Origin of the sequence: Pannonibacter indicus (assembly GCF_001418225.1) — a bacterium.
Lineage (GTDB): Bacteria > Pseudomonadota > Alphaproteobacteria > Rhizobiales > Stappiaceae > Pannonibacter > Pannonibacter indicus.
Genome location: NZ_LIPT01000016.1, coordinates 17,861 through 39,607, shown reverse-complemented (window position 1 = coordinate 39,607; position 21,747 = coordinate 17,861). Strand labels below are relative to the sequence as shown.

At 63.5% G+C, this 21,747-nt stretch carries 26 protein-coding genes and 1 CRISPR repeat array; of the genes, 13 read left to right on the top strand and 13 right to left on the bottom strand.

Going from position 1 to position 21,747, the window contains the following annotated elements; all coding sequences use genetic code 11:
- Positions 1–289: 289 nt before the first annotated feature.
- The 3 genes from rpsI to ASC48_RS17035 all read right to left on the bottom strand — a co-directional run bounded on the left by rpsI (position 290) and on the right by ASC48_RS17035 (position 1,870).
- Entirely contained in the window at positions 290–763 is a 474-nt protein-coding gene (rpsI, locus tag ASC48_RS17045) for a 30S ribosomal protein S9 (RefSeq protein WP_055456899.1), read from the bottom strand.
- Positions 764–765: 2 nt separating this feature from the next.
- Positions 766–1,230 carry a 50S ribosomal protein L13 gene (gene rplM / locus ASC48_RS17040; RefSeq protein WP_019966501.1) on the bottom strand — a complete coding sequence of 155 codons (465 nt, stop codon included), beginning with the start codon at positions 1,228–1,230 and terminating at the stop codon, positions 766–768.
- A gap of 205 nt (positions 1,231–1,435) precedes the next feature.
- The gene (locus tag ASC48_RS17035) at positions 1,436–1,870 is read right to left on the bottom strand and encodes a PaaI family thioesterase (protein ID WP_055456898.1); all 435 of its coding nucleotides are present in this window, start codon (positions 1,868–1,870) and stop codon (positions 1,436–1,438) included.
- A 176-nt stretch (positions 1,871–2,046) separates the two neighbouring features.
- Here ASC48_RS17035 and ASC48_RS17030 point away from each other — a divergent pair, with 176 nt between their 5' ends.
- Together ASC48_RS17030 and ASC48_RS17025 are read left to right on the top strand one after the other, a co-directional pair.
- Positions 2,047–2,871: an enoyl-CoA hydratase gene (locus ASC48_RS17030; protein WP_055456897.1), complete on the top strand. Its 825-nt coding sequence runs from the start codon at positions 2,047–2,049 to the stop codon at positions 2,869–2,871.
- Positions 2,868–3,308, top strand: coding sequence for a CoA-binding protein (locus ASC48_RS17025; RefSeq protein ID WP_055456896.1), 441 nt, complete (start codon positions 2,868–2,870; stop codon positions 3,306–3,308). Before ASC48_RS17030 ends, ASC48_RS17025 begins: the two co-directional genes overlap by 4 nt.
- Before the next feature lie 54 nt (positions 3,309–3,362).
- Here the strand turns inward: ASC48_RS17025 and ASC48_RS17020 are convergent, their stop codons facing one another.
- Entirely contained in the window at positions 3,363–3,794 is a 432-nt protein-coding gene (locus ASC48_RS17020; RefSeq protein WP_055456895.1) for a CBS domain-containing protein, read from the bottom strand.
- Positions 3,795–3,929: 135 nt separating this feature from the next.
- Positions 3,930–4,706 (bottom strand): rhomboid family intramembrane serine protease, encoded by a 777-nt coding sequence (locus ASC48_RS17015; protein ID WP_208975793.1) that lies wholly within the window; start codon positions 4,704–4,706, stop codon positions 3,930–3,932.
- Positions 4,707–5,172: 466 nt separating this feature from the next.
- Between ASC48_RS17015 and ASC48_RS17010 the strand changes: the two genes are divergently transcribed.
- The 3 genes from ASC48_RS17010 (at position 5,173) to ASC48_RS17000 (ending at position 7,704) form a co-directional block, all read left to right on the top strand.
- A complete protein-coding gene (locus ASC48_RS17010) occupies positions 5,173–5,805 on the top strand; it encodes a PAS domain-containing protein (protein ID WP_208975792.1) in 633 nt (210 codons plus the stop codon).
- A gap of 97 nt (positions 5,806–5,902) precedes the next feature.
- The gene (locus tag ASC48_RS17005) at positions 5,903–6,559 is read left to right on the top strand and encodes a PilZ domain-containing protein (RefSeq protein ID WP_055456892.1); all 657 of its coding nucleotides are present in this window, start codon (positions 5,903–5,905) and stop codon (positions 6,557–6,559) included.
- 530 nt (positions 6,560–7,089) lie between these two features.
- Positions 7,090–7,704 carry a transglutaminase-like cysteine peptidase gene (locus ASC48_RS17000; RefSeq protein ID WP_055456891.1) on the top strand — a complete coding sequence of 205 codons (615 nt, stop codon included), beginning with the start codon at positions 7,090–7,092 and terminating at the stop codon, positions 7,702–7,704.
- A 175-nt stretch (positions 7,705–7,879) separates the two neighbouring features.
- Here the strand turns inward: ASC48_RS17000 and ASC48_RS16995 are convergent, their stop codons facing one another.
- Positions 7,880–8,407, bottom strand: coding sequence for a gamma carbonic anhydrase family protein (locus ASC48_RS16995; protein WP_055456890.1), 528 nt, complete (start codon positions 8,405–8,407; stop codon positions 7,880–7,882).
- A 28-nt stretch (positions 8,408–8,435) separates the two neighbouring features.
- Positions 8,436–8,765, bottom strand: a complete 330-nt coding sequence (locus ASC48_RS16990) for a DUF6949 family protein (protein WP_082440174.1) — start codon at positions 8,763–8,765, stop codon at positions 8,436–8,438.
- Positions 8,766–8,987: 222 nt separating this feature from the next.
- Between ASC48_RS16990 and ASC48_RS16985 the strand changes: the two genes are divergently transcribed.
- Positions 8,988–9,701 (top strand): hypothetical protein, encoded by a 714-nt coding sequence (locus ASC48_RS16985; protein ID WP_055456889.1) that lies wholly within the window; start codon positions 8,988–8,990, stop codon positions 9,699–9,701.
- A 141-nt stretch (positions 9,702–9,842) separates the two neighbouring features.
- Here ASC48_RS16985 and ASC48_RS16980 read toward each other — a convergent pair whose 3' ends face one another.
- Positions 9,843–10,067, bottom strand: coding sequence for a DUF3126 family protein (locus tag ASC48_RS16980; protein WP_055456888.1), 225 nt, complete (start codon positions 10,065–10,067; stop codon positions 9,843–9,845).
- 117 nt (positions 10,068–10,184) lie between these two features.
- Positions 10,185–11,018: a serine O-acetyltransferase gene (cysE, locus tag ASC48_RS16975; protein ID WP_055456887.1), complete on the bottom strand. Its 834-nt coding sequence runs from the start codon at positions 11,016–11,018 to the stop codon at positions 10,185–10,187.
- Between the two features lie 163 nt (positions 11,019–11,181).
- Here cysE and ASC48_RS16970 point away from each other — a divergent pair, with 163 nt between their 5' ends.
- Positions 11,182–11,985: an enoyl-CoA hydratase gene (locus tag ASC48_RS16970; RefSeq protein WP_072242690.1), complete on the top strand. Its 804-nt coding sequence runs from the start codon at positions 11,182–11,184 to the stop codon at positions 11,983–11,985.
- 107 nt (positions 11,986–12,092) lie between these two features.
- Here ASC48_RS16970 and ASC48_RS16965 read toward each other — a convergent pair whose 3' ends face one another.
- The gene (locus ASC48_RS16965) at positions 12,093–12,980 is read right to left on the bottom strand and encodes an alpha/beta fold hydrolase (RefSeq protein WP_055456886.1); all 888 of its coding nucleotides are present in this window, start codon (positions 12,978–12,980) and stop codon (positions 12,093–12,095) included.
- Entirely contained in the window at positions 12,977–13,729 is a 753-nt protein-coding gene (locus ASC48_RS16960; RefSeq protein WP_055456885.1) for an alpha/beta fold hydrolase, read from the bottom strand. Before ASC48_RS16960 ends, ASC48_RS16965 begins: the two co-directional genes overlap by 4 nt.
- 228 nt (positions 13,730–13,957) lie before the next feature.
- On the opposite strand from ASC48_RS16960, the gene ASC48_RS16955 reads away from it, so the two are divergent.
- The 6 genes from ASC48_RS16955 (at position 13,958) to ASC48_RS16930 (ending at position 18,273) form a co-directional block, all read left to right on the top strand.
- Positions 13,958–14,203 carry a zinc-finger domain-containing protein gene (locus ASC48_RS16955; RefSeq protein ID WP_055456884.1) on the top strand — a complete coding sequence of 82 codons (246 nt, stop codon included), beginning with the start codon at positions 13,958–13,960 and terminating at the stop codon, positions 14,201–14,203.
- Positions 14,204–14,284: 81 nt separating this feature from the next.
- Positions 14,285–15,484: an FAD-dependent monooxygenase gene (locus tag ASC48_RS16950; RefSeq protein ID WP_055456883.1), complete on the top strand. Its 1,200-nt coding sequence runs from the start codon at positions 14,285–14,287 to the stop codon at positions 15,482–15,484.
- A gap of 87 nt (positions 15,485–15,571) precedes the next feature.
- Positions 15,572–16,321 (top strand): competence/damage-inducible protein A, encoded by a 750-nt coding sequence (locus ASC48_RS16945; RefSeq protein WP_055456919.1) that lies wholly within the window; start codon positions 15,572–15,574, stop codon positions 16,319–16,321.
- Between the two features lie 16 nt (positions 16,322–16,337).
- A complete protein-coding gene (gene gpt / locus ASC48_RS16940) occupies positions 16,338–16,847 on the top strand; it encodes a xanthine phosphoribosyltransferase (RefSeq protein ID WP_019966479.1) in 510 nt (169 codons plus the stop codon).
- A gap of 166 nt (positions 16,848–17,013) precedes the next feature.
- Positions 17,014–17,418 carry a hypothetical protein gene (locus ASC48_RS16935; RefSeq protein WP_141659001.1) on the top strand — a complete coding sequence of 135 codons (405 nt, stop codon included), beginning with the start codon at positions 17,014–17,016 and terminating at the stop codon, positions 17,416–17,418.
- 108 nt (positions 17,419–17,526) lie between these two features.
- A complete protein-coding gene (locus ASC48_RS16930; RefSeq protein ID WP_055456881.1) occupies positions 17,527–18,273 on the top strand; it encodes a L,D-transpeptidase in 747 nt (248 codons plus the stop codon).
- An 18-nt stretch (positions 18,274–18,291) separates the two neighbouring features.
- Here the strand turns inward: ASC48_RS16930 and sfsA are convergent, their stop codons facing one another.
- Together sfsA and ASC48_RS16920 are read right to left on the bottom strand one after the other, a co-directional pair.
- Positions 18,292–18,993 (bottom strand): DNA/RNA nuclease SfsA, encoded by a 702-nt coding sequence (gene sfsA / locus ASC48_RS16925; RefSeq protein WP_055456880.1) that lies wholly within the window; start codon positions 18,991–18,993, stop codon positions 18,292–18,294.
- An 11-nt stretch (positions 18,994–19,004) separates the two neighbouring features.
- Entirely contained in the window at positions 19,005–20,453 is a 1,449-nt protein-coding gene (locus ASC48_RS16920; protein WP_244270096.1) for a TrkH family potassium uptake protein, read from the bottom strand.
- Between the two features lie 471 nt (positions 20,454–20,924).
- Positions 20,925–21,747: direct repeats of the CRISPR family, unit length 29 nt; unit sequence CGGTTCATCCCCGCGTGTGCGGGGAACGC.

Below are 21,747 nucleotides of genomic sequence, written 5' to 3'. Positions count from 1 at the left end.
ATCTCCTGTCCGCAGCCTCGCAGGGGCCAAGCTGGCTTCCTGTGGAACCACGCGTTTTTCGGCAAGCGCAACGCTCAGAGGCATTTTTCCTGCACCCGCAGAACTGCTTTTTGCGCGCAGGAATGGCAAAACATCATGCTCCTTGAAAACTCGTTCAAAAAAGTGCTGCAAGTATCATTTTCAGGCAACAGCACTGTGGCCGCCTTCTGAAAAACCTCTCCCCCCACAACAAAAAACCCGCCGGTTCGCACCAGCGGGTTCTTTTTGCGTCTGACAAGCAGCTGAAAGATCAGCGCTTGGAGAACTGGAAGGAACGGCGGGCCTTGGCGCGGCCGTACTTCTTGCGCTCGACCACGCGGCTGTCGCGGGTGATGAAGCCTTCCTTCTTGAGGATGCCGCGCAGTTCCGGCTCGTAGTGGGTCAGGGCCTTGGAGATGCCATGACGCAGAGCGCCGGCCTGGCCGGACAGGCCGCCACCGGTGACGGTGGCAACGATGTCATACTGGCCATCGCGGTTGGTCAGCAGGATCGGCTGACGCAGGATCATCTGCAGGACCGGACGGGCGAAGTATGCCGTGTAGTCCTTGCCGTTGACGGTGATCTTGCCGGTGCCCGGCTTGACCCAGACGCGGGCAATCGCGTCCTTGCGCTTGCCGGTGGCATAGGCGCGGCCATGGGCGTCCAGCTTCTGGACATGAACCGGAGCTTCGACGGCTGCCGGAACGGCGCCCTTCAGCTGGTCCAGGGATTGCAGCTCAGCCATGCTCAAGCCCTCTTCGCGTTCTTTTCGTTGAGGCTCTTGACGTCGACGGTGACCGGCGTCTGAGCTTCATGCGGGTGGGTCGGGCCAGCGTAAACCTTGAGGTTCTTGAGCTGGCGGCGGGACAGCGGGCCGCCCGGCATCATGCGCTCGACAGCCTTCTCGAGCACGCGCTCGGGGAAACGGCCTTCGATGATGGCGCGTGCAGTACGCTCCTTGATGCCGCCCGGATGGCCGGTGTGCCAGTAGTACTTCTTGTTTTCGTACTTGCGGCCCGTCAGCACCACCTTGTCAGCGTTGACGACAATGATGTTGTCGCCACAGTCAACGTGCGGAGTAAAGGTCGGCAGATGCTTGCCACGCAGATGGCTGGCGATGTAGGCAGCCAGACGGCCTACGACCATGCCTTCAGCGTCGATCAAGATCCACTTTTTCTCGACCTCAGCCGGCTTGGCAGAGAAGGTCTTCATGTGTCTGATCCGTGAATCGTCGGTGAAACCAGAACGGCGGCTTGGCAGGATAGAGATCCCGCACGGCACACCGTGTGTTCGGGCAGGGTGATACGCGTTCGCCAGCAAACCGTCAAGGCGAAACATTTGCACCATGCCTCAAATTAGATTTATAAATCAATGACTTGCAAAAACGGTAACTAAATACCGCATAAATCTTGCCGTTTCAGCCCTGCCGGCGCGGCGGAATCGAGTAGGTGGCGGTGGCGTGAGCGGCCATTTCGCCCTCCCCGTCCCCGCAGATGGCGCAATCCACCACGGCGAGCCGCTGGCCGAGCTTGAGAATCCGGCAGGTGGCGATGAGATCGCCCGGCGCGGGCTTGCGCAGGAAGTTGATGTTGAGATTCGTTGTCACCGCCAGCGCCACCGGGCCGACATGGGCGAGGATCACCACATAGGCGGCAAGATCAGCCAGCGCCATCATCGAAGGGCCGGACACTGTGCCGCCGGGCCGCAGGTGCCGCTCGCTGGCGGTGAAGCGCAGGGTGGCGAGCCCCGGCGCGATCTCCTCCACCCGGGTGAGCGGCCCGTCCAGATAGATCTGCGGAAACTCGGCCCGCAGAAACGCCTCCACCTCGTCCACGCTCATCACCGGCAGCATCGCGTCCCCCTTCTCGTTCCTGGACCACTCTTGCCGGAAACACGGCCCTTGCCAACCAGGAGGGGCATCGGCCAAATGACGGAGGCAGCACCAGAGATGTGCCCCTTTTGCCTGCTTCCCCGCTGGCCCGGCTGCTGTATGCTCCGGCCACATCGTGACCATGCCGGGAAAGCAGAATGCAGAAGACAGAAGACACCGCCGCAGCCGAAACCCGCCCGCTGATCGGCAAGCTGTTGCACAATGGCGTGCTGCGCCTCGTGCTGCAGCAGCCCGAAAGGATGAATGCCCTGTCGCGGGCGATGATGACCGCGCTGTCCTCCGAGCTGGAGCTGGCGGCAAATGACCCGGCGGTGCGGGTCATCCTGCTAGGCGCCGAGGGCAAGGTGTTCTGCGCCGGGCATGACCTGAAGGAGCTGACGGCAGCCCGCGCCGAGGCAGACGGCGGCCGGGCCACATATGAAGCCATCATGCGCCAGTGTTCGGACCTGATGCAGCAGATCGTGCGCCTGCCCAAGCCGGTGATTGCGGTGGTGACGGGCGTTGCAACGGCGGCCGGCTGCCAGCTTGTCGCCTCCTGCGATCTGGCGATGGCCACGGACACGGCCACCTTCTGCACGCCGGGCGTCAACATCGGCCTGTTCTGCTCCACCCCCATGGTGGCGGTGAGCCGCAATGCCAGCCCGAAGCAGGCCATGGAGATGCTGCTGACGGGGGAAAGCATCGATGCCTCCACCGCCAAGTCCTTTGGCCTCATTAACCGCATAGTTCCGGGCGACTATCTGGAACAGGTCGTGCAGAAATATGCCGAGGTCATCGCCTCCAAGCCGCCGCTGACGCTGAAGATTGGCAAGGAGGCCTTCTACCGCCAGCTCGAAATGCCGCTGGGCGAGGCCTATGACTATGCCGCGTCGGTGATGGTGGAGAACATGATGGCCCGCGACGCGGAAGAAGGCATCAACGCCTTCCTGCAGAAGCGCAAACCCGAATGGACCGGAGAATGACCATGACGCCCGCCTATCCCGACAGCCTGATCCGGCGGATCCTTGAAGAGACGAAGACCATCGCCATCATCGGCGCCAGCGCCAATGCGGACCGGCCGGTGCACCACGTTATGGAATTCCTGATTGATCAGGGTTACGAGGTCTATCCGGTCAATCCGGGACTTGCCGGCAAGGAGCTGCTGGGCCGTACGGTCTATGCCAGCCTGACGGACATTCCCGTGCCGGTGGACATGGTGGATATTTTCCGCGCGTCCGATGCGGTGCCTGGCATCGTCACCGAGGCACTGGCGCTGGCCAGCCGTCCGAAGGTGATCTGGATGCAGATCGGCGTCGAGCACGCGGAAGCGGCCGCCAAGGCGGAGGCTGCCGGGTTGACAGTGATCATGAACCGCTGCCCCAAGATCGAGTATCCGCGCCTGTTTCCTGCAGGCGGATAAACATCCTGCTGGCACTCGCAGCCCCGGCACGCCTGCCGGGGCCACGCAAGGCCTTTACGCCATGGCGATGTAATTGCGCATCTGCTCGGCTTCCTCTTCCACCTGTGCGATGCGGTGCTTGACCACGTCGCCGATGGAGATGAGGCCGGTCAGTTTGCCGCCGGACACCACAGGCATGTGGCGGAAGCGGCCGGATGTCATCCGGGACATGATGCTGTTGAGCGTATCGCCTTCAGATGCGCTGATCACGGTGCGGGTCATGATGGCCGTCACCGGCTTGTTCAGGGCTTCCGGCCCCTCCGCCCCGATGACACGCACGATATCACGTTCCGAAACGATGCCTTCGATGTGCCGCTTCGCATCAGTGATCACCACCGCGCCAATCCGCTTTTCTGCAAGAAGCTTGCAGATGTCGCCGGCCGTGGCCGACGAACTCGCCGTGATCACGTCACGGCCTTTGGTATTGAGAATCGAAGCTACTGTCATGCTGCTCTCCCGATAGCTGACGTGGCACCGGCTACCTCCCATCTCCTCCCGGCGGTAACCTGACGTTCATCATGCCCTCAAAAGCGCAGCGGATGCAAATCCTGCATTGGGCGGAGAGCTTCACTTTACGTCACATTATCGAAACCGCCGGACAGGGTCGAAATAGGGAAACAGGAGAAACCCGGCCAGAAAGCCGCCCACATGCGCTTCCCAGGCGATATCCCCGGAGGCACCGAGAAGTTCCCCGCCCGCCACGCCGAACAGCAGATTGATGCCGAACCACAGGATCAGGAGATTGCGGACGCGGGCATTCAACAGGGCGTCGCGCAAGGGCGCAACCGGCAGCTCATAGGCCCGCGGATCATTGCGGTTGCCACCGGCCATCGGCCCGCCCGGCTGGAAGGCGAAACGGAACACCGCCGCCATCTGCCCGGACACGGCGGCAGAAGCCCCAATCACCGGCACAGCCTCGCCGAAATGCAGCGCCAGATGCACCAGAACGCCGGCAATGGCCGCCACCGCGCTCAGGGCGAGAAAACGGACGGTGCCTAGGCGGACCGCCAAAGGCGGTGCAAAGGCAATCATCCAGGCCATGTTCATGCCCACATGCGCCCAGCTGCCATGAAGGAAGGCATAGGTCAGAAACGACCAGACGTCCGCCGCATATCCGCCCGGAACGAGCCCGGCGCCGAAAAGCTCCGCGCTGTAACGGGCAGGCCAGAAGCCGAACAGCACCAGAATCTCGTAATTGGCATCCGCGCTCAGAAACTCCGTGCGGATCAGGTGGACCACCAGCATGAGACCGGCCAGAATGGCCACCACGGCAGGAATGTTGAAGGCCTTCTGGCTTGGCGGGAGCGGGCCTTGCGGCGGCAGGCCACTGGACGGGCCGATCGGCTGGGGCTGGTTCATTTTGACCGGTTCAATCCTGACATCTGTTTCACTTGCGGACATTGAGGATGCCCGGTTCATGTCCAGACACTTAAGGATCTGCCCCGGAAAGACAAGACAAAGACAAGGCGCCCGCCGCCTTGCCGGCAACGGGCGCCTCATGACCTGTTCCGGACCCCGCACCTGCCGCAAGGCCCGGATAAATGCGCCGCAGTGTGACCGGTCCGGCCGTCCGGATCTCTTGCACCTGGCTGCAATCAGCCTGTGCCAAAGCAATTTCCCGAGCAAGCGCAAGCTTGGAGTAACCTTAAAAATCCGTTCAAACTTTAGGAAAGCCGGTGATTTCCCCCCCCACCGGCGCATTTGGCATAGTAAATGCTCTGTAACCGGCAGAACCAGCGCAGGCGCGGAGAACTGTCCCAGATAAGGACACGCATGCCGCAGCGGCGCACAAGTGGCAGAAGGACCGGTCAAAATGAAGCATGGTATGAACCGTACCCTTTATCAGTATTGGGACGAACTGCGCGGCACCCGCACCGCCCCGAACCGGTCGGAGATCGACCCGGGCCGGATTCGCGGCCTGCTCGGCGACACCTTCATTCTGGAAGCTGTCGATCAGGACACCTACCGCTACCGCCTCGCAGGAACCCGTCTTTGCTCCACCCATTGCCGCGAGCTGAAAGGCCGCAATTTCCTGCGTGGCTGGGGAAATGAGGACCGGGAAGCCCTCGCCTCCGTCATGGCCGCAATCACTGAAGATGCTGCGGCGGCGGTTATCGGCGTTGACGGGCACACCGAGCGCAATCAGGTTCTGAAGATGGAGATGCTGCTTCTCCCCCTGCATATGCCGGGCGAAGGCCGCAGCCGCATCCTTGGCGCCAGCGCCAGCTTCGAGCGCCCCTACTGGCTGGGCCTGCATCCCATTTTGAACCAGTCCATCTCCAGCCTGCGGCTGATCTGGCCTGATGAGCGCCCGTCCTTCCTGACAGGCACCCCTGCCCCGCGCCGCACGGCTGTTCCGCAGATCATCAATGGCGGACAGGCCCATCTTGCCGCCCCGTCGATGGAAGGGACGAGACGCGTCGGGCATCTGACTGTCTATGACGGCGGCAAGATCTGAAAAGTCATGGGCTGATCTTACGCAATGTTAATAGTCCCCGCCTATCGTGTCCGTGGAGAACAAGAGTCATCCCGTATAAGATAGGGAAACAAGATCCATGACAGCAGCAGAAGCTGCCAGGCCCGCGCCCGGTCTGCCCGCCAAGGGCACGGACCGGCGCCGTCACCAGCGCGTGAAGGTGAACGTCCTCGGCCGCTTCATGCTGGAAAACCGGCAGGAATATCCCTGTCAGGTCGTCAACATGTCGCCCGGCGGCATGGCACTCATTGCCCCTGTGGCAGGACGTGTGGGCGAAAAGGTGGTGGCCTATCTGGACCATATCGGCCGGGTGGAGGGGACGATCATACGCGAGATCGACGGCGGCTTTGCCGTGGCGCTGGCCAACACGCCGCGCAAGCGTGACAAGATCGCCAGCGTGCTGACCTGGCTGGCCAACCGCAACGAGCTGAACCTGCCGGAAGACCGGCGCCACGAGCGTTTCGTGCCGAAGAACCCGGTCACCCGTATCGTTCTGCCCGATGGCAGCGCCTATACCTGCCGCATCATCGACGTATCACTGTCCGGCGCTGCGCTCTCCTGCCCGGCACGTCCGCCGATCGGCACCGAGATCGCCCTCGGCCGGATGCGGGCACGCGTCGTGCGTCAGTTGGAAGGTGGCATTGCGGTCGAATTCGCCGTGATCCAGAATCAGGCCCTGCTCGAACAGCATATGAGACCGGATGATCCGGAGGACGGCAGCACGCCGCCGGCATAACGCCTGCGTGGCCCCTATCGCCCTTCCGGTGAAGTCACCGGAAACCGGCATTGCCTTTCAGAATGACACCGCAAAGAAATCCCGGCCCAAAGCCGGGATTTTTTTGTGCGGAAGGCAACCAATCCTTCCTCTCAAGGCTCATGCCTCCGCCTTGCCGCGGAGTGAGGCCGCCTCCCGGGGAGGGGCTCCGGCAGGGCCAATACGGCCGGCAACACAGAAAATTCCCGTATGGTTTCAGCTTTCTTTCCTCGCCCACGCGAGGCTGAAACGGCTTTTTGATGGGCTTGAGGAGAACAGGCCCTCCGCCGCAGCCATCCGATTTCTGAAAATTTATCTTTTAAATCAGCAACTTGAATAAGATATATAAAATTTTATTCAAATCAATATAAAACTCAGATCAAAATCAAATAAAATAAATAAAAAACTCAATTCAAATTCAGATAAACATCATGGAAAAAGCAATCACTCGACTTAGACGCAAATAAAATTGCAGATGAAATGGTGTCGTCAGCCTTGGGGAGGGCGACGACATGAAGATAAAGATCTGGAAGCCAATCATCGCATGCGCTGCCTTTGCGGCAGCCATGTATGCCACAGCAGCAAGCGCCAATCCCGGCCGCTATATGGCCATGGCCGGAGCTGCGGCAGCGCCGCAGGGACATCTCGTCTTCTGCAAGGAACATCCGGCGGCCTGCGCGGCCCGCACCAGCAAGCCGGTTGTCGTGAAGCTCTCGGAAGAGCGCTTCGAGGAACTGCTTTCGGTCAATGCCACCGTCAACCGGGAAATCCGTCCCGTGACGGACATGGAACAGTTCGGCGTGCCAGAATACTGGACCTTTCCAGACAATGGCATTGGCGACTGCGAGGAATATGTGATCGAAAAGCAGCGCCGTCTGCTAAAGGCCGGCTGGCCCGCAAGCGCGCTGCTGATCACGGTGGTGAAGGACATCAACAACGAAGGCCATGCGGTCCTCACCGTCCGCACGGATCAGGGCGACCTGATCCTCGACAACCAGATCGAGGCCGTGCTGCCCTGGTACTCGACGCCCTACCGTTACGTGAAGCGGCAGGCCACGACATCGGCAGCCGCCTGGACCAGCATTTCCGATACCCGCGTCACCACCGTGGCCAGCATCGGAAACTGAGACCCGCATACGGAAGCGTTCCGGGACGTCCCGGAGCCCGACAGAACAGCCCGGCCGCGTCCCCACCCTCCCCATCCCAACCACGGCCGGGTTCAGGGAGCCGGTCCGCCCCCGCGAGACCGGCTCCCGCCTTTTCAGGCGTATTCCGGCGGACCATCATCATTCAGTCGTGAGTTCAAAGAGGTGCCAGCCCGGCCTTGAACCTCTGCCAGTTGCGCACGTAGCCTGCGGCCGATTTGCGCAGGCCTTCTTCCGCCGCAGCATCCAGCGTCCGTGCAACACGGCCCGGCATGCCCACCACCAGCGAATTGTCCGGGATTTCCTTGCCCTCGGGGATCAGCGCGTTGGCGCCCACGATGCAGTTGCGGCCGATCTTCGCGCCGTTCAGCACCGTCGCGCCCATGCCGATAAGCGAATTGCTGCCGATGGTGCAGCCATGCAGGATGGCCTTGTGGCCGATGGTGCAGCCTTCGCCGATGGTCAGAGGATAGCCCATGTCCGTGTGCAGCACGCAGCCGTCCTGGACATTGCTGTTCTTGCCAACGAGGATCAGTTCATTGTCACCGCGCAGCACGGCGCCGAACCAGACGCTCGCCCCCTCCTCCAGCCGCACCGCCCCGATCAGCACCGCCGTTGGCGCCACCCAGCAGGCTCCACCGGCAGCAAGTTCCGGCATCCGGTCTCCAAGGCGGTAGAGCGTCATGTTTTCCTCCCGGTCTGTCACACCGGGATCACGACCATGAGTTGGCAAGCCCCAGCGCAAAATGCATTAAGAGGACACCAGAGCACAGGCTCCACATGCCTGCAATGGTGGAGGAGGCAACCAGCCACCCGACCGGGCGCCCTTCCAGCCGCCGTCCACGGATGGCATTGCGCATGATGATGAAGGGGCCGGCGAAGACACAGATCAGAACAACCCCCAGAATTCCTGCGATACTGTGCGCCGGGATCTGGAAACTGGGTGGCGAGTCGGTAACAAGTTGATAAGCGCTTCCAACCAGGCCCGCTGCAACGAAGCCGGCGCAGCCCATGTAAACGGCAAGCAGCAGTTCAAGAAGCACAGCATTAACCTCTTGTTAACCATCGGGGCATGAGTCTGTCCTCACGGAGACAGGAGGGGAAGTGCAAACCGCATGCCGGTTTCCGGCGGTCACGAACGGAACAGAAACCAAGCGAATGCAGCAACCATCACAGGTCTGCCCATACCGTTCTGGAACATCTGTCCTGCTTTGGCACGGAAATGCTGACGGCTGCTTTGCGCGCAGAGCCGAAAGGTGGCGGCCATGATGCCGGTCACCCTACCCAAGGCAACAGGTTACCGGCCGTTCCATTCCGCTCTGATTCTGACGCTGCTGGTGCTGCTGACCCTTGCCTATATTGCAAAGATGATTGGCGGCTGGATTGAACAGGCCGCCACTCAGGCGGAGCTGCGCACGGCCGAAGCCCGCCTTGTCACGCTCTGGCTTGGCGACCGCAAGGTAACGGTTCCCATGAACATGCTGCCCAAGCCGGAGCAGCGCAAGGAAGGCTCGTTCCACGAGCGGCTGACCCTGGAAGTCAACTGGCCCTCCATGACCGGCTATGCAGGCACCAGCGGGAACAGGGGCAACCGGACCGCCGCGGAAATGCCAATCACCGTGGAACTTATGGCGTCCCGCAAGGTCGAGACGGTCATGGAGCGGATGGACACCATGCTGCGGCGCCTTGCCGCCGGAAAGCCGCAGGTGGGACAAGGCGGGCTCTACATGCTCGACATGTCCGGCAAGGCAGGCGCCAGCGAAGATGTCCTGTTCTACGAGGATGACGGCACAGGGCTTGAAACCGGATTTGCCGCCCGCTGCAGACTGCCGAAAGACGCACCGGCAAGCTGCCTGCGTGACATGCGCCTCGCTCCGGATCTCGTGGCCAGCTACCGCTTCGACATGAAGCTGCTCAGCAGCTGGGGCCGGCTGGACCGGCAGATGGGCGCACTTTTCGAGAGTTTCCTGCCTCACTGATACCTGGACGCTCCCAGACGTCTACGCCAGACCGGAAAACAGACGGGACGCGCCTTGCAGCTTTGCGCAGGGCACGTCCCTTTCAGATCAGTTCCGGCAGCCGGTGCCGCTTGCTCATGGCTCCGGCGGCGGCTTGCCGGATCAATCCTCGCCGTCTTCCTCGAGATCCATCTCCAGGATGGCCATCTGGAAGCTCCAGCTCAGATCTTCGTCCTCGTCATCACGGAAGACAACGCCGATGAACTCGTCGCCGATGTAAACCTCGGCGGAATCGTCCTTCTTCGGACGGGCCTTCACCTTCATGGACGGCAGGTTGAACTTGCGCTGCAGATAGGCTTCCAGCTTCTTGATTTCGTCGGCTTTCACGTCTTTCGCTCCTTTCGGGTCCCCGTATTTCACGGGTGCGGAACCTACACGAACAGCGCCGTGAGCCAACCGCCGGAACCGCCTTTCCCCGGAATCATGGGCTTTCCCACAGGGGGATCACGCCTCAGGCTGTTTATCCGCCAGCAGCTGGTCCATGGACCGGGCCGGTTCTGCGCATCCCGCCTGCCCCACGACCCGCGCCGGAACCCCGGCCACGGTGGTGTTGCAAGGCACGTCCTGAAGCACAACCGAGCCTGCGGCAATGCGCGAGCAGCGGCCAATTTCAAGATTGCCGAGGATCTTGGCGCCCGCGCCGATGAGCACGCCCTTGCGGATCTTCGGATGCCGGTCGCCCTGCTCCTTGCCGGTGCCGCCCAGCGTCACGCCCTGCAGGATCGAGACATCATCCTCGATGACGGCCGTGGAGCCAACGACAAGCCCCGTGGCGTGATCCATGAAGATGCCCCGGCCGACAGGAACCGCCGGATGGATATCCACCTGGAAGATCTCGGAGGAGCGGCTCTGCAGATACAGCGCAAAGTCGGAGCGCCCGCGCCGCCACAGCCAGTTGGCAAGACGGTGCGTCTGCAGCGCATGGAAGCCCTTGAAATAGAGCAGCGGCTCCAGCAGCCGTTCGCAGGCCGGATCGCGGTCGAACACGGCCATCATGTCGACGCGGAAGATCTCGCCCAGTTCCGGCTCGTCGCTGAGGGCTTCGGAATAGGTCTGGCGGATGAGGGAGGCGGACACCACGTCCCGGCCCAGCCTGTCGCCAAGCCGGTGGATCACGGCATCCTCAAGGCGCCCGTGGTTGAGAATGGTCTCATAAACGAAGGACGACAGGGCCGGTTCGCCGATGACCATCTTTTCGGCCTCTTCCCGAAGCTGATGCCATACGGGATCATGCAAGCTCACGGTTGGCTTGGCCGTCTTGAAAGTGGTGTTCACCATGGCGCGTCTCCTGTCGCAGGCCCTGTGCGCAGCCTCTGCCGCGCCGGACCTGTCATGCCGTCCTCATATAGGCCGGAGCGAGCCATAACAAAGCCCGGCCAAAAGGGAAAGAACTCATCACCGGACGCCATTCCATCAAGGCGCCAGACAGGGAAGATATCACGTGACGGGACAATCGCACACTCCCCCGCCGGAACTTGAGATCCGGATTGAAGGCAGCACCGGCTGGCTGGTGATCGCCAATGAAAAGCGCCGCAACGCCATGACGCTGGAGATGTGGCGCACCCTGCCCGCTGCCGTGTCTGCGCTTGAAGCCGAGCGCGATGTGCGCGCCATCATCCTGCGCGGTGCGGGCAGCGAAACCTTCTGCGCCGGGGCGGACATTTCCGAGTTCGAGGAAACCCGCAAGAACGCGAAGGCCGCCCGTGCCTATGAGGACATCAACCTCGCCGCCTTCGAGGCGCTGAAGGCCTGCCGCAAGCCGGTGATTGCCATGATCCGCGGCCATTGCCTCGGCGGCGGCTTTGGTCTTGCCGCCAGTTGCGACCTGCGCCTTGCCAGCCACGGCAGCAGCTTCGGCATCCCCGCCGCCCGGCTCGGCATCGCCTATCCCCCGGCGGCGCTGATGGATGTGGCCGCGCTCATCGGCCCGGCGCGGACAAGGGAACTGATCTTCACCGCCCGGCGCATCGAAGCCGGTGAGGCCCTGCACTGGGGTTTTCTCAACCAGCTTCTGGAAGACAGCGCACTAGAGGCCGCGGCACGGAAACTGGCGGCCATGATTGCACAAAACGCAGCGCTGACTCATGCCGCCACCAAGGCGGCGCTCATCATCCCGGCAGGCCACTCCGCACCGGACTTTGCCAAGGCGGAAGCCGCTGCCATCGCCTGCTTTGACAGCGCGGATTTCGCAGAGGGAAGAACCGCCTTCCTCGAAAAGCGGACTCCAGAATTCAAGGGAGCGTGAACAGCGCCTCAACCGCACGGGCCAGAGGCCTGAAACGACTCAGCTTTCGGGCCCCAGTTGAATCAGAATCAGAACTTCAGCCAAACGGCTCAAGCTCCTGATCCGACTCAGGCTTTGGCCTCCACCGCCAGATCCTGCAGAAACGCCAGCAGTGCGCCGGTGAAGACGTCATTGCGGTCTCCGGCCACCATGTGCCCGGCCCCGGCCACATCGGCCAGCCGGGCATGGGGCACGAGCTGGCGGAATTCGTCGAGATGCTCCTGACTGACCAGTTCCGACTGGCCGCCGCGCACCAGCAGCACCGGCAGAGTCAGGCGGGCGGCAGCGGCGACGAGTTCGGCTTCCACCTTTGCCCGCAGATCTTCGCCCCCTGCATGGCGTGCAGCGATGAAGGCCGGGTCCCAGTGCCAGCGGTAGCGGCCATCGGGATGAAGGCGCAGGTTCTTCGCAAGCCCGTCCAGAGAGCGCGGGCGCGGCCGGTGCGGCAGATAGGCGGCAATGGCATCCGCCGCATCCTCCACCGTGGCAAAGCCCTCGTCCACCTTCTCGGCCATGAAGTCGAGAATGCGCGAAACGCCGCCCGCATCGACGCGCGGGGTGATATCAACCAGCACCATGGCTTCGAGCCGCCCCGGCGTCTGCGCGCCCTCAGACAGCAGTCCGGCCAGCCCGCCAAGCGACGCACCGACCAGCACCGGCCGGCGGCCATGGCGCTCCGCCACCTGTGCTGCCACGGCGGAGAGGTCCCTGCCGAAATCGGCAAAATCATAAGCGCCGGAGGCCACCCACTCGCTGTCCCCATGGCCGCGCTGGTCCATGGCGTAGGCGGTGAAGCCCGCCCTGGCGAGACGGACACCCGCGCCCGCCCAGGCGTGGCGCGTCTGCCCGCCGCCATGCAGCAGCAGCACCGGCTGGCCTGTCCCGCTGCCGAAACGGTCAGCCGCAAGCCGGTTGCCCTCGGCACCGGTAAAGCTGGTGGCTGCGGGGGCGCTCATGCGGTCTGCGCCAGGAAGTCGAGGACGCCCTGCTTGTAGACCTTGTCGCCCACGGCGACCATGTGATCGCGGTTGGGGATCTCCAGCACCCTTGCGCCCGGAATGAGGTCCGCCAGCGCCTGCGGCGATCCGGCAATGTCGTCCTTCGTGCCAACGGCCACCAGCACCGGGCGGGCGATGCGGGCGACATCCTCTTCGGAAATCTTCTGCCGGGACGAGCGGATGCAGGCCGCCAGCGCCCGCTTGTCGGCTCCGGTCTGTTCGGCAAAGGCGCGGAAGGCCCGGCCCGTGCGATCGGGAATGTCCTGCAGGCTTTCGGCTTCCAGCGCCCGGGCAATCGGCTCGCCATCACCGATGCCGGTGATCATGCCGTAGCCCAAGCCGCCGAAGATTGCCCGGCGCACCCGGTCCGGATGATTGAGCGCCAGAAAGGCAGTGATGCGGGCGCCCATGGAATAGCCCATCACATCAACACTGGAGAGGCCGAGATGATCCAGCAGCCGCCGGGCATCCTCGGCCATCATCGGCGCGCCATAGTCCGCCGGATCATAGAACTTGCCGCTTTCGCCGTGGCCCCGGTTATCCAGGGCAATCACCCGGCGGCCATCCTTGACCAGAAGATCCACCCAGCCCGGATTGACCCAGTTGACGGACTTGTTCGAGGCAAAGCCGTGGATCAGCAGGATCGGCTCCCCCTCCCCCTCATCGATGTAGGCAATGTCGGCGATATCGGATCTGAAGACGGGCATGCGGGACCTGACGTTTACGTTAAAGGCAGAGACAATTTGTCCGATACCTTAGGCGCAAGATCCGCCGCTTGGAAGTTCCCCGGAATGGCTGATCTGGCTTATGCAGGGACAGGGAACCTGCGGGCCGCCGCTGCGCACGGGAAATCCGCCAAGCCCCCTACACTTTCCGGCGCGGGGGCGGTATGTTCGCGCATCTTTTGACCCGGACAGCAATCTTGGACAGGTGCCATGGCGGATCACGTAGTACCGCATTTCCAGAACAGCAGCGGCCACGAAAGCATTGAAATCGGTGCGCATGAATTCATGTGCATCGGCGCGAATCCGCCGTTCGATCACCCGCATGTGTTCCTCGACATGGGCGATGAAGACCAGATTGTCTGCCCCTATTGCTCGACGCTCTACAAGTTCAACCCGGCCCTGAAGCCCGCCGAAGCCAATCCGGCGGATTGCGTCTGGGTTCCGGCAGCCGCCTGATTCCCGGCCGGCTGATGTATCTTTCTGCGGTGCCCGCCGGGCGCCGCTGATCCGGCGTCCCCTTTCGGGACAGGAGCGGCCATGACGCATCCCGTCATCATAGCCGGAGCGGGCATCGGCGGGCTGACCGCCGCCCTCGCGCTGGCACAAAGAGGTTTTTCCGTCATCCTGGCCGAGAAGGCCGCCTGGCTCGAGGAAGTGGGCGCCGGCATCCAGCTTTCCTCCAATGCCACGCATGTGCTCGCAGCGCTCGGCGTGCTGGATGCGGTGCGCAGCCATGCCTTCGAACCGCAGGAACTGACGATCCGCAGCGCAAGGCATGGCGGCACTCTCGCCCATGTGCCGCTTGGTGCCACCGCCGCTGACCGCTACGGCGCACCCTATCTGCTGGTCCACCGCGCCGATATCCAGCACGCTTTGCTGGACGCGGTCCATGCCATGCCGGCGGTTTCCCTGCGTCTGGGCACCCGCGTGTCCTCGGTCTCCGAGGAAGGCGGCAAGCTGCAGGTGACACTGGCACAAGGGGTCACTCCCCCCGAAACGCTGGAAGCTCACGCCCTGATCGGCGCCGATGGCGTGCGCTCGGCAATACGCCAGACGATCCTCAACGGCCCTGCTCCCGTCTTCTCCGGCCGCACCGCCTACCGGGCAACCGTTCCGGCCAGCCTGATCCCGCCGCAGTTTCTGGCCGGATCCGGCATCTGGTTCGGCCGGAAGGCGCATCTTGTTCACTATCCGCTGCGGCAGGGGCGGGAGTTCAATCTGGTCGCGCTGGTGGAAGAAGACTGGGATGCACCGGGCTGGTCGGAACCGGCCAGCAAGGAAAACCTGCTGCAGCGCTTTGCCGGATGGCCTGAACCGGCCCTGAACCTGCTGCGGCTGCCGGATGAATGGCTCCGCTGGGCGCTGCGGGCCGTCGATGCAGGCGGCATCTGGCAGAAAGGCCGCATCGCGCTGCTGGGTGATGCCTGCCATGCCATGCTGCCCTTCGCGGCACAGGGCGCGGCCATGGCCATCGAGGATGGCATCGTTCTCGCGCAGCATCTGGCCGCGCGGCCGGATCAGCCCGCCGCCGCGCTTCAGGCCTATGTGCGCGAGCGCCAGCCCCGCACGGCCAAGGTGCAGCAGACGGCTGCCACGAACTCCACCATCTATCATCTGGGTCTGCCCGCAGCGCTGGCCCGTGACACGGTGCTGCGCCTGTCCTCGCCGCAGTCACTGCTGCAGCGGATGGACTGGATCTATGGCTGGCGCCCCTGCACATGCTTGAGCGCGCCGTAAACCTGAGATAAAGCGTTTTTCCCGGCATGCATGCTGCCAGCAGCCGGGCAAACCCTGAAGGTAAAAGGCCCGGAAAGGCAACAGGCCATGCAGAGCGACAAGCCCAGTGACATCGTGACCGCCGCCTTTCTCGTCATTGGCGACGAGATCCTCTCCGGGAGGACCAAGGACAAGAACATCGGCCATGTGGCGGATGTGCTGACCATGACCGGCATCGAGCTGCGTGAAGTGCGCGTCGTGCCGGATGAAGAAGACCGTATCGTCGAGGCAGTCAATGCCCTGCGCAGCCGCTATGATTACGTCTTCACCTCCGGCGGCATCGGCCCCACCCATGATGACATCACGGCCGATTCCATCGCCAAGGCCTTCGGCGTCAGCATTGACTACGATCCACGCGCCATGGCCATTCTCGAAGCCCATTACGCGCCTGGCCAGTTCACCGATGCCCGCAAGCGCATGGCCCGCATCCCGGCCGGCGCCGACCTCATCGAAAACCCGGTGTCCAAGGCTCCCGGCTTCCGCATCGGCAATGTGCATGTGATGGCCGGCGTGCCCAACATCATGCAGGCCATGCTGGACGCGGTGGTACCCACCCTGCGCACCGGCCGCAAGATCCTGTCGCGCAGCGTCGATGCCGCCCTGCCCGAAAGCCGCATTGCCGATGCCCTGCGCCAGATCCAGAAGGACCATCCCGAGACGGTGATCGGCTCCTATCCCCGCAATCAGGACGGCCGCTACTCGACCCAGCTCGTGATCCGCGCCCGTGATGAAGCCCCCTTGAACCGCGCAACCGAGGCCGTGGAAGCTGCCGTCGCTGCCGCCCTCAGCAATGCCTGAACAGGAAAAGACCTCCATGGAAAACCCGGACCAGCCGAAAGCCTTCCCCGTCTCATGGGACCAGTTCCACCGCGACGCCCGCGCCCTCGCCTGGCGCCTGTCCGGTCAAGGTGAATGGAAGGCGATTGTCTGCATCACCCGCGGCGGCCTTGTGCCGGCCGCCATCGTGGCCCGTGAGCTCGGCATCCGCACCATCGAGACGGTGTGTGTCGCCAGCTATCACGACTACGAAAATCAGGGCTCGCTGCAGGTGATCAAGCCAATCGACCCGCGCGTCATCGGCCTTGATGAGGGCGAAGGCAGCGGCGTGCTCGTGATCGATGATCTGGTCGACACCGGCAAGACCGCACGCGTTGTCCGGGAGATGCTGCCGAAGGCGCATTTTGCCACCGTCTATGCCAAGCCGATGGGCCGCCCGCTGGTCGACACCTTCGTGACGGAAGTGTCGCAGGACACCTGGATCTATTTCCCTTGGGACATGGGCTGGCAGTTCCAGCCGCCGCTGGCCAAGACGACTGCCGGCTGACCTCCCGCTTATAGCATGAGGGCGCAGGCACGTGTCTGCGCCCCAAGTGTATCTGCGCCCTTTTTGCCACAGTGATGCGATCGTGCTGCGCCTCCTCCGCTGGTCACGGCGATTTGGCCTGACCCGCCCCCGCGCTGCCACATTCCCCCTTAATGAGGGGACCATGATGACGGCCCTGAGAGGAAATCTGGCGATTCTGGCGCTCGCTCCGGCACTTGTGATGCTGGTGCTGGCACTTGCCGTGATGCGCCCGGCGCAAGCCCATTCCGCATTTGTCAGAGCGGGACTGGTGAGCCTTGAGACCTTTCAGCCTGCCTCCTACAGCGTCATCGCCAGCATGGCCCCCAAGGCCGGCACCCCGGACGAGGGGGCGCCGGTGCTGCCCGGTCAGGGTGCGCCCTGCAAGATCATGCTGTGCACCGGCATCATGGGCTTTCCCCTGCAGGAACAGCCGCAGCGGGTGAGCGTGCCCGCCGGACCCCTGCTGCTGGGAGCGCCGGAGCCTTATGGCGATGCTCCCGCCCGCCTGGACGACCCGCCCCCGAAACCCCGTTCATCAAACTTTTCGTGAAAATGGAACGGATTAAGCCCCCGGAAAGTTAATTCGGGGAGCTTGTCGCCAGGAGCCTGGCCCGCGCAGCGCAATGCCGCCGGCTCCAGATCAGAATTGAGGTCTTAAATGCTGCTTTCCCGTCGCCGGTTTCTGGTTGCTGCCTCGGCAACCCTTCTTGCTGGTTGTAACTCCCGCTACGTCCAGCCGGTCCCCTCGCCCGGTTTCGCCCGTGATGGCTATGAGGGCGCAGCTCCCTCCTACAGCCACATTCCGCCGGAATATCTGCAGATGTACGGCCCGATGCCGAACGAGCAGTTCCCGATCCCGGCTGCGGATCTGCGCCGCGTCAAGCCGCAGTATTTCCGTCAGATCGTGCCCTATCAGAGCCCAGAGCCGACCGGCACCATCATCGTCGACACGCCCAACCGCTACCTCTATCTGACCATGGAAGGCGGACAGGCCATGCGGTATGGCGTGGGCATCGGCCGCGCCGGCTTCACCTGGGGCGGCTCGGCCCGCATTGCCTACAAGCGCGAATGGCCGCGCTGGACGCCGCCGGCCGAAATGATCGCCCGTCAGCCGGAACTGGAGCAGTACCGGAACGGCATGGAGCCGGGCCTCGCCAATCCGCTGGGCGCCCGCGCGCTCTATATCTTCGAAGGCGGCCGCGACACGCTCTACCGTATCCATGGCACCGCAGAATACTGGACGATCGGCACCGCCGTTTCCTCCGGCTGCGTGCGCATGATCAATCAGGACGTGATCGACCTGTACAACCGCGTGCCCAACGGCACGAAGATCGTTGTGCTGCAGGCCCCTGCCAATGCCCCAGTCGCCGGCGGCGCGCAGCAGGGTTTAGCCCTGCCGAGCTGACACAACCGGCTTACCCGCTCAGGCGCGGATTGCAACCTTGCGGGTGGCGCGGATGAACTCCGGTGTCACCTCGCAGCCGATGGCATAGGCCTCGACGCCGCCAGCCATGGCCTGTCTGAGTGCTGCCACATAGGCCGGATCGATGTCCGCGGCAAAATCCAGTTCGCTGCAATCGGGCCGCTGCACCAGATAGACCATCACCGCCCGGTGCCCGGCGCGCACCATATCCTCCAGTTCCACCAGATGCTTGGCTCCGCGTGCCGTCACGGAATCGGGAAATTCGGCAAGCCCGGCCTGGCGCATGAGATGGACGTTCTTCACCTCCACATAGGTGAGCCCGCCGTCCACCTCTTCCAGCAGGATGTCGATCCGCGAGTTCTTGCCGTATCTGACCTCCCGCCGCAGGCCGGCAAAGCCGGAAAGCTCCGGGATGAGCCCGGCCAGCAGCGCTTCCTCCACCAGTTTGTTGGGATGGGCCGTACTGATGCCGACAAGCGCGCCGTCTGCCTCGATGATCTCCCAGGACCATGCCAGCTTGCGGGCCGGATTGTCCGAGCGCGACAGATAGACCAGCGAGCCCGGCGCATTGAGGCCGAGCATGGAGCCGGGATTGGCGCAGTGGGCGGTGATCTCCTCGCCGCTGTCCAGCACCACATCCGCCAGAAACCGCTTGTAGCGCTTGACCAGCCGCCCCCGGATGAGAGGTTTGCCGAAGTCCATCGTCCAGCCTTTCAGTTTGCCCAGAAATCGCGGTCAAGCAGCACCAGCACGGTGAGAAGCTCAAGACGTCCCAGCAGCATGGCAACGCTCAGCACCCATTTGGCCCCGTCCGGCACCGCCGCATAGCTGCCGGCCGGCCCAGCGACCTGGCCAAGCCCCGGGCCAATGTTGCCGATCGCACTGGCCGCTGCGGAGAAGGATGTCATGGCGCCCAGATCAAACACGGACAGCGCCAGAGTAACCGCACCGACTGCGCCGATATAGACGATGAGAAAGGACAGCACCGAGAAGGAGAGCTCGGGCGTCAGCCGGGTGCGGCCGAAATACTCCGGCGTCACCCGGTTGGGCCGCACCATCTTGCGCAGATGCGAGCGCACCGTGCCGAAGAACACCTGATAGCGGAAGAACTTGATGCTGCCGCAGGTCGAGCCGGTGCAGCCGCCGACAAAGCACAGCATCAGCACGAGACCGGCCACCGCACTGCCCCAGGCCTGATAATCGGTCAGCACAAAGCCGGTGGTGGAGGTGATCGATACCACCGTGAAGGCCGCTTTTCTGAGGGCCTCATGGAAAACCAGATCCTGCGTGCCGCCCAGATGCACGGTCAGGCCCAGCGTCACCACGGCCATGAACAGCAGGAAGGCACGCACCTGCGGATCGCTCCAGAGCTGCAGCGGCCGCCCGCGCAGCGCCTGGACGATCAGCACGAAAGGCAGCGCCCCAAGGATCATGAAGACAATCGAGGTCCAGACCACCGCCGGCATGTCCGCAAAGGCGGCAAAGGAGGCATCGTAAGTTGAGAAGCCGCCGGTGGCCACCGTGGTCATGGCATGGTTCACCGCATCGAAGGCTTCCATGCCGGCCGCCGCATAGGCGAGCGCGCAGGCAAAGGTGAGCAGCAGATAGCAGCCGGCGATCAGCCGGATATGCTGCACGGAGCGCGCCACGATCTTTTCGGTGCGGTCCGCCACTTCCGTCTGGAACAGCTGCATGCCACCAACCCTCAGGAAAGGCAGCAGCACCACGGCCATGATGGCAATCCCGGCGCCGCCCATCCACTGCAGCATGGAGCGCCAGACGAGCAGCCCCGGCGGCAGGGAATCCAGCCCCTCCAGAACGGTGGCTCCCGTGGTGGTGAAGCCGGAGACAGCCTCGAACATGGCATCGGCATAGCCGATGCCGAGCCACAGGAACGGCAGCGAGCCGAAGGCTGGCAGCGTCACCCAGGCCATCACCGTCAGCACGAAGGTCTGGCGCATGTTCAGCCCCCGGCTCAGCGTGCCGCGCATGGCAAGGGCCAGCAGGGTACCCGCAAGGCTGGTCAGAAAGGCCGAGAAGACGAAGGCCTGCCAGTCGGCATTCTTGCTGGCCACATCCACCATGGCCGGCACCAGCATGGCCGTCGCAAGAGCGGCGTAGAGAAAGCCGAGAACACTCAGGATTGGGCGCAGAGCAATCAAGTCAGGACTTTCCGCCGGAACAACGTCATCACCGCCGCATCAGGCATCACCCCGCCGGCACATGCGCCAGACATTGCCGCGCCGCACCCGCCCTGTCGAGCCCGGATTACGCCCCATCCCCTGTTGAGGAGCGCAGTTTGGCGCTGGAACAGGCAGATGCGCAGCCGGAAAACCTGGCTTCCAGCCTCAGCCCGCAGCAAGGCTCCCGGCACTTGCCGGAAACAACCGCTCAGCTCCGGTCACAGCAACAGACCAGAACCCCACAGCGGCGAACCTCGGGCAATGCAAGCTTTGGGAGAGAAGAACGGAATGGCCCTCTGGCTCACGTCCACCTGGGCTAATTCCAGCAGGATTGAGCAGACACATGATAAATGCACCCGCCCGTGGAGCTGAGCTGGCCATTCCTGATCTAAGGCTTAATGCAATCCAGAACGGCCTTCAAGCCAGAATTTACGCCAGTCAAGAACCTCTCGTTTCATCCCCGCATGTGCGGGGAACGCAGGCCCTGAAAATACTCATGACCAATCGGGGGCGGTTCATCCCCGCGTGTGCGGGGAACGCGTGCAGCCGGTCGGGATCAAATCTGACGATGACGGTTCATCCCCGCGTGTGCGGGGAACGCATCCGATAGGTCAGGCTGCGCGCGAAGTCCCACGGTTCATCCCCGCGTGTGCGGGGAACGCTGTTGCCGAAGCTCTTCCATCTGGACCGCGCCCGGTTCATCCCCGCGTGTGCGGGGAACGCACCCGCTCGCGCTCGTGGGTGCCCCCCCCCGGCGGTTCATCCCCGCGTGTGCGGGGAACGCTTTCACATGACGTTGCCGACCCCCTGCGCCAGCGGTTCATCCCCGCGTGTGCGGGGAACGCAAGTGAGGAAAATCAATGCAGCAACTGACAGCCGGTTCATCCCCGCGTGTGCGGGGAACGCGGCTGCGTCATCCGTGATAGCTGCGATGGACTCGGTTCATCCCCGCGTGTGCGGGGAACGCGGTCGGGGCGGCGCTGGTGCGCCGCATCTTGTCGGTTCATCCCCGCGTGTGCGGGGAACGCAGCTCCTCGGTGATCGCCCCGGCACGCCTGGCCGGTTCATCCCCGCGTGTGCGGGGAACGCGTCCGCATCTGCGGTCACTCGCTGCAGCCGCGCGGTTCATCCCCGCGTGTGCGGGGAACGCACCGATCCTCCTGTGCAGCTGGCCGTATCCCTCCGGTTCATCCCCGCGTGTGCGGGGAACGCGTGCAGCCGGTCGGGATCAAACCGCACGATCACGGTTCATCCCCGCGTGTGCGGGGAACGC

Coding starts and splice junctions, on each gene's coding strand:
- rpsI (WP_055456899.1), bottom strand. CDS start 763: ATGGCTGAGCTGCAATCCCTGGACCAGCTGAAGGGCGCCGTTCCGGCA.
- rplM (WP_019966501.1), bottom strand. CDS start 1,230: ATGAAGACCTTCTCTGCCAAGCCGGCTGAGGTCGAGAAAAAGTGGATC.
- ASC48_RS17035 (WP_055456898.1), bottom strand. CDS start 1,870: ATGCTGCCGGTGATGAGCGTGGACGAGGTGGAGGCGTTTCTGCGGGCC.
- ASC48_RS17030 (WP_055456897.1), top strand. CDS start 2,047: ATGCAGAAGACAGAAGACACCGCCGCAGCCGAAACCCGCCCGCTGATC.
- ASC48_RS17025 (WP_055456896.1), top strand. CDS start 2,868: ATGACCATGACGCCCGCCTATCCCGACAGCCTGATCCGGCGGATCCTT.
- ASC48_RS17020 (WP_055456895.1), bottom strand. CDS start 3,794: ATGACAGTAGCTTCGATTCTCAATACCAAAGGCCGTGACGTGATCACG.
- ASC48_RS17015 (WP_208975793.1), bottom strand. CDS start 4,706: ATGAACCAGCCCCAGCCGATCGGCCCGTCCAGTGGCCTGCCGCCGCAA.
- ASC48_RS17010 (WP_208975792.1), top strand. CDS start 5,173: ATGAACCGTACCCTTTATCAGTATTGGGACGAACTGCGCGGCACCCGC.
- ASC48_RS17005 (WP_055456892.1), top strand. CDS start 5,903: ATGACAGCAGCAGAAGCTGCCAGGCCCGCGCCCGGTCTGCCCGCCAAG.
- ASC48_RS17000 (WP_055456891.1), top strand. CDS start 7,090: ATGAAGATAAAGATCTGGAAGCCAATCATCGCATGCGCTGCCTTTGCG.
- ASC48_RS16995 (WP_055456890.1), bottom strand. CDS start 8,407: ATGACGCTCTACCGCCTTGGAGACCGGATGCCGGAACTTGCTGCCGGT.
- ASC48_RS16985 (WP_055456889.1), top strand. CDS start 8,988: ATGATGCCGGTCACCCTACCCAAGGCAACAGGTTACCGGCCGTTCCAT.
- cysE (WP_055456887.1), bottom strand. CDS start 11,018: ATGGTGAACACCACTTTCAAGACGGCCAAGCCAACCGTGAGCTTGCAT.
- ASC48_RS16965 (WP_055456886.1), bottom strand. CDS start 12,980: ATGAGCGCCCCCGCAGCCACCAGCTTTACCGGTGCCGAGGGCAACCGG.
- ASC48_RS16960 (WP_055456885.1), bottom strand. CDS start 13,729: ATGCCCGTCTTCAGATCCGATATCGCCGACATTGCCTACATCGATGAG.
- ASC48_RS16955 (WP_055456884.1), top strand. CDS start 13,958: ATGGCGGATCACGTAGTACCGCATTTCCAGAACAGCAGCGGCCACGAA.
- ASC48_RS16950 (WP_055456883.1), top strand. CDS start 14,285: ATGACGCATCCCGTCATCATAGCCGGAGCGGGCATCGGCGGGCTGACC.
- ASC48_RS16945 (WP_055456919.1), top strand. CDS start 15,572: ATGCAGAGCGACAAGCCCAGTGACATCGTGACCGCCGCCTTTCTCGTC.
- gpt (WP_019966479.1), top strand. CDS start 16,338: ATGGAAAACCCGGACCAGCCGAAAGCCTTCCCCGTCTCATGGGACCAG.
- ASC48_RS16935 (WP_141659001.1), top strand. CDS start 17,014: ATGACGGCCCTGAGAGGAAATCTGGCGATTCTGGCGCTCGCTCCGGCA.
- ASC48_RS16930 (WP_055456881.1), top strand. CDS start 17,527: ATGCTGCTTTCCCGTCGCCGGTTTCTGGTTGCTGCCTCGGCAACCCTT.
- sfsA (WP_055456880.1), bottom strand. CDS start 18,993: ATGGACTTCGGCAAACCTCTCATCCGGGGGCGGCTGGTCAAGCGCTAC.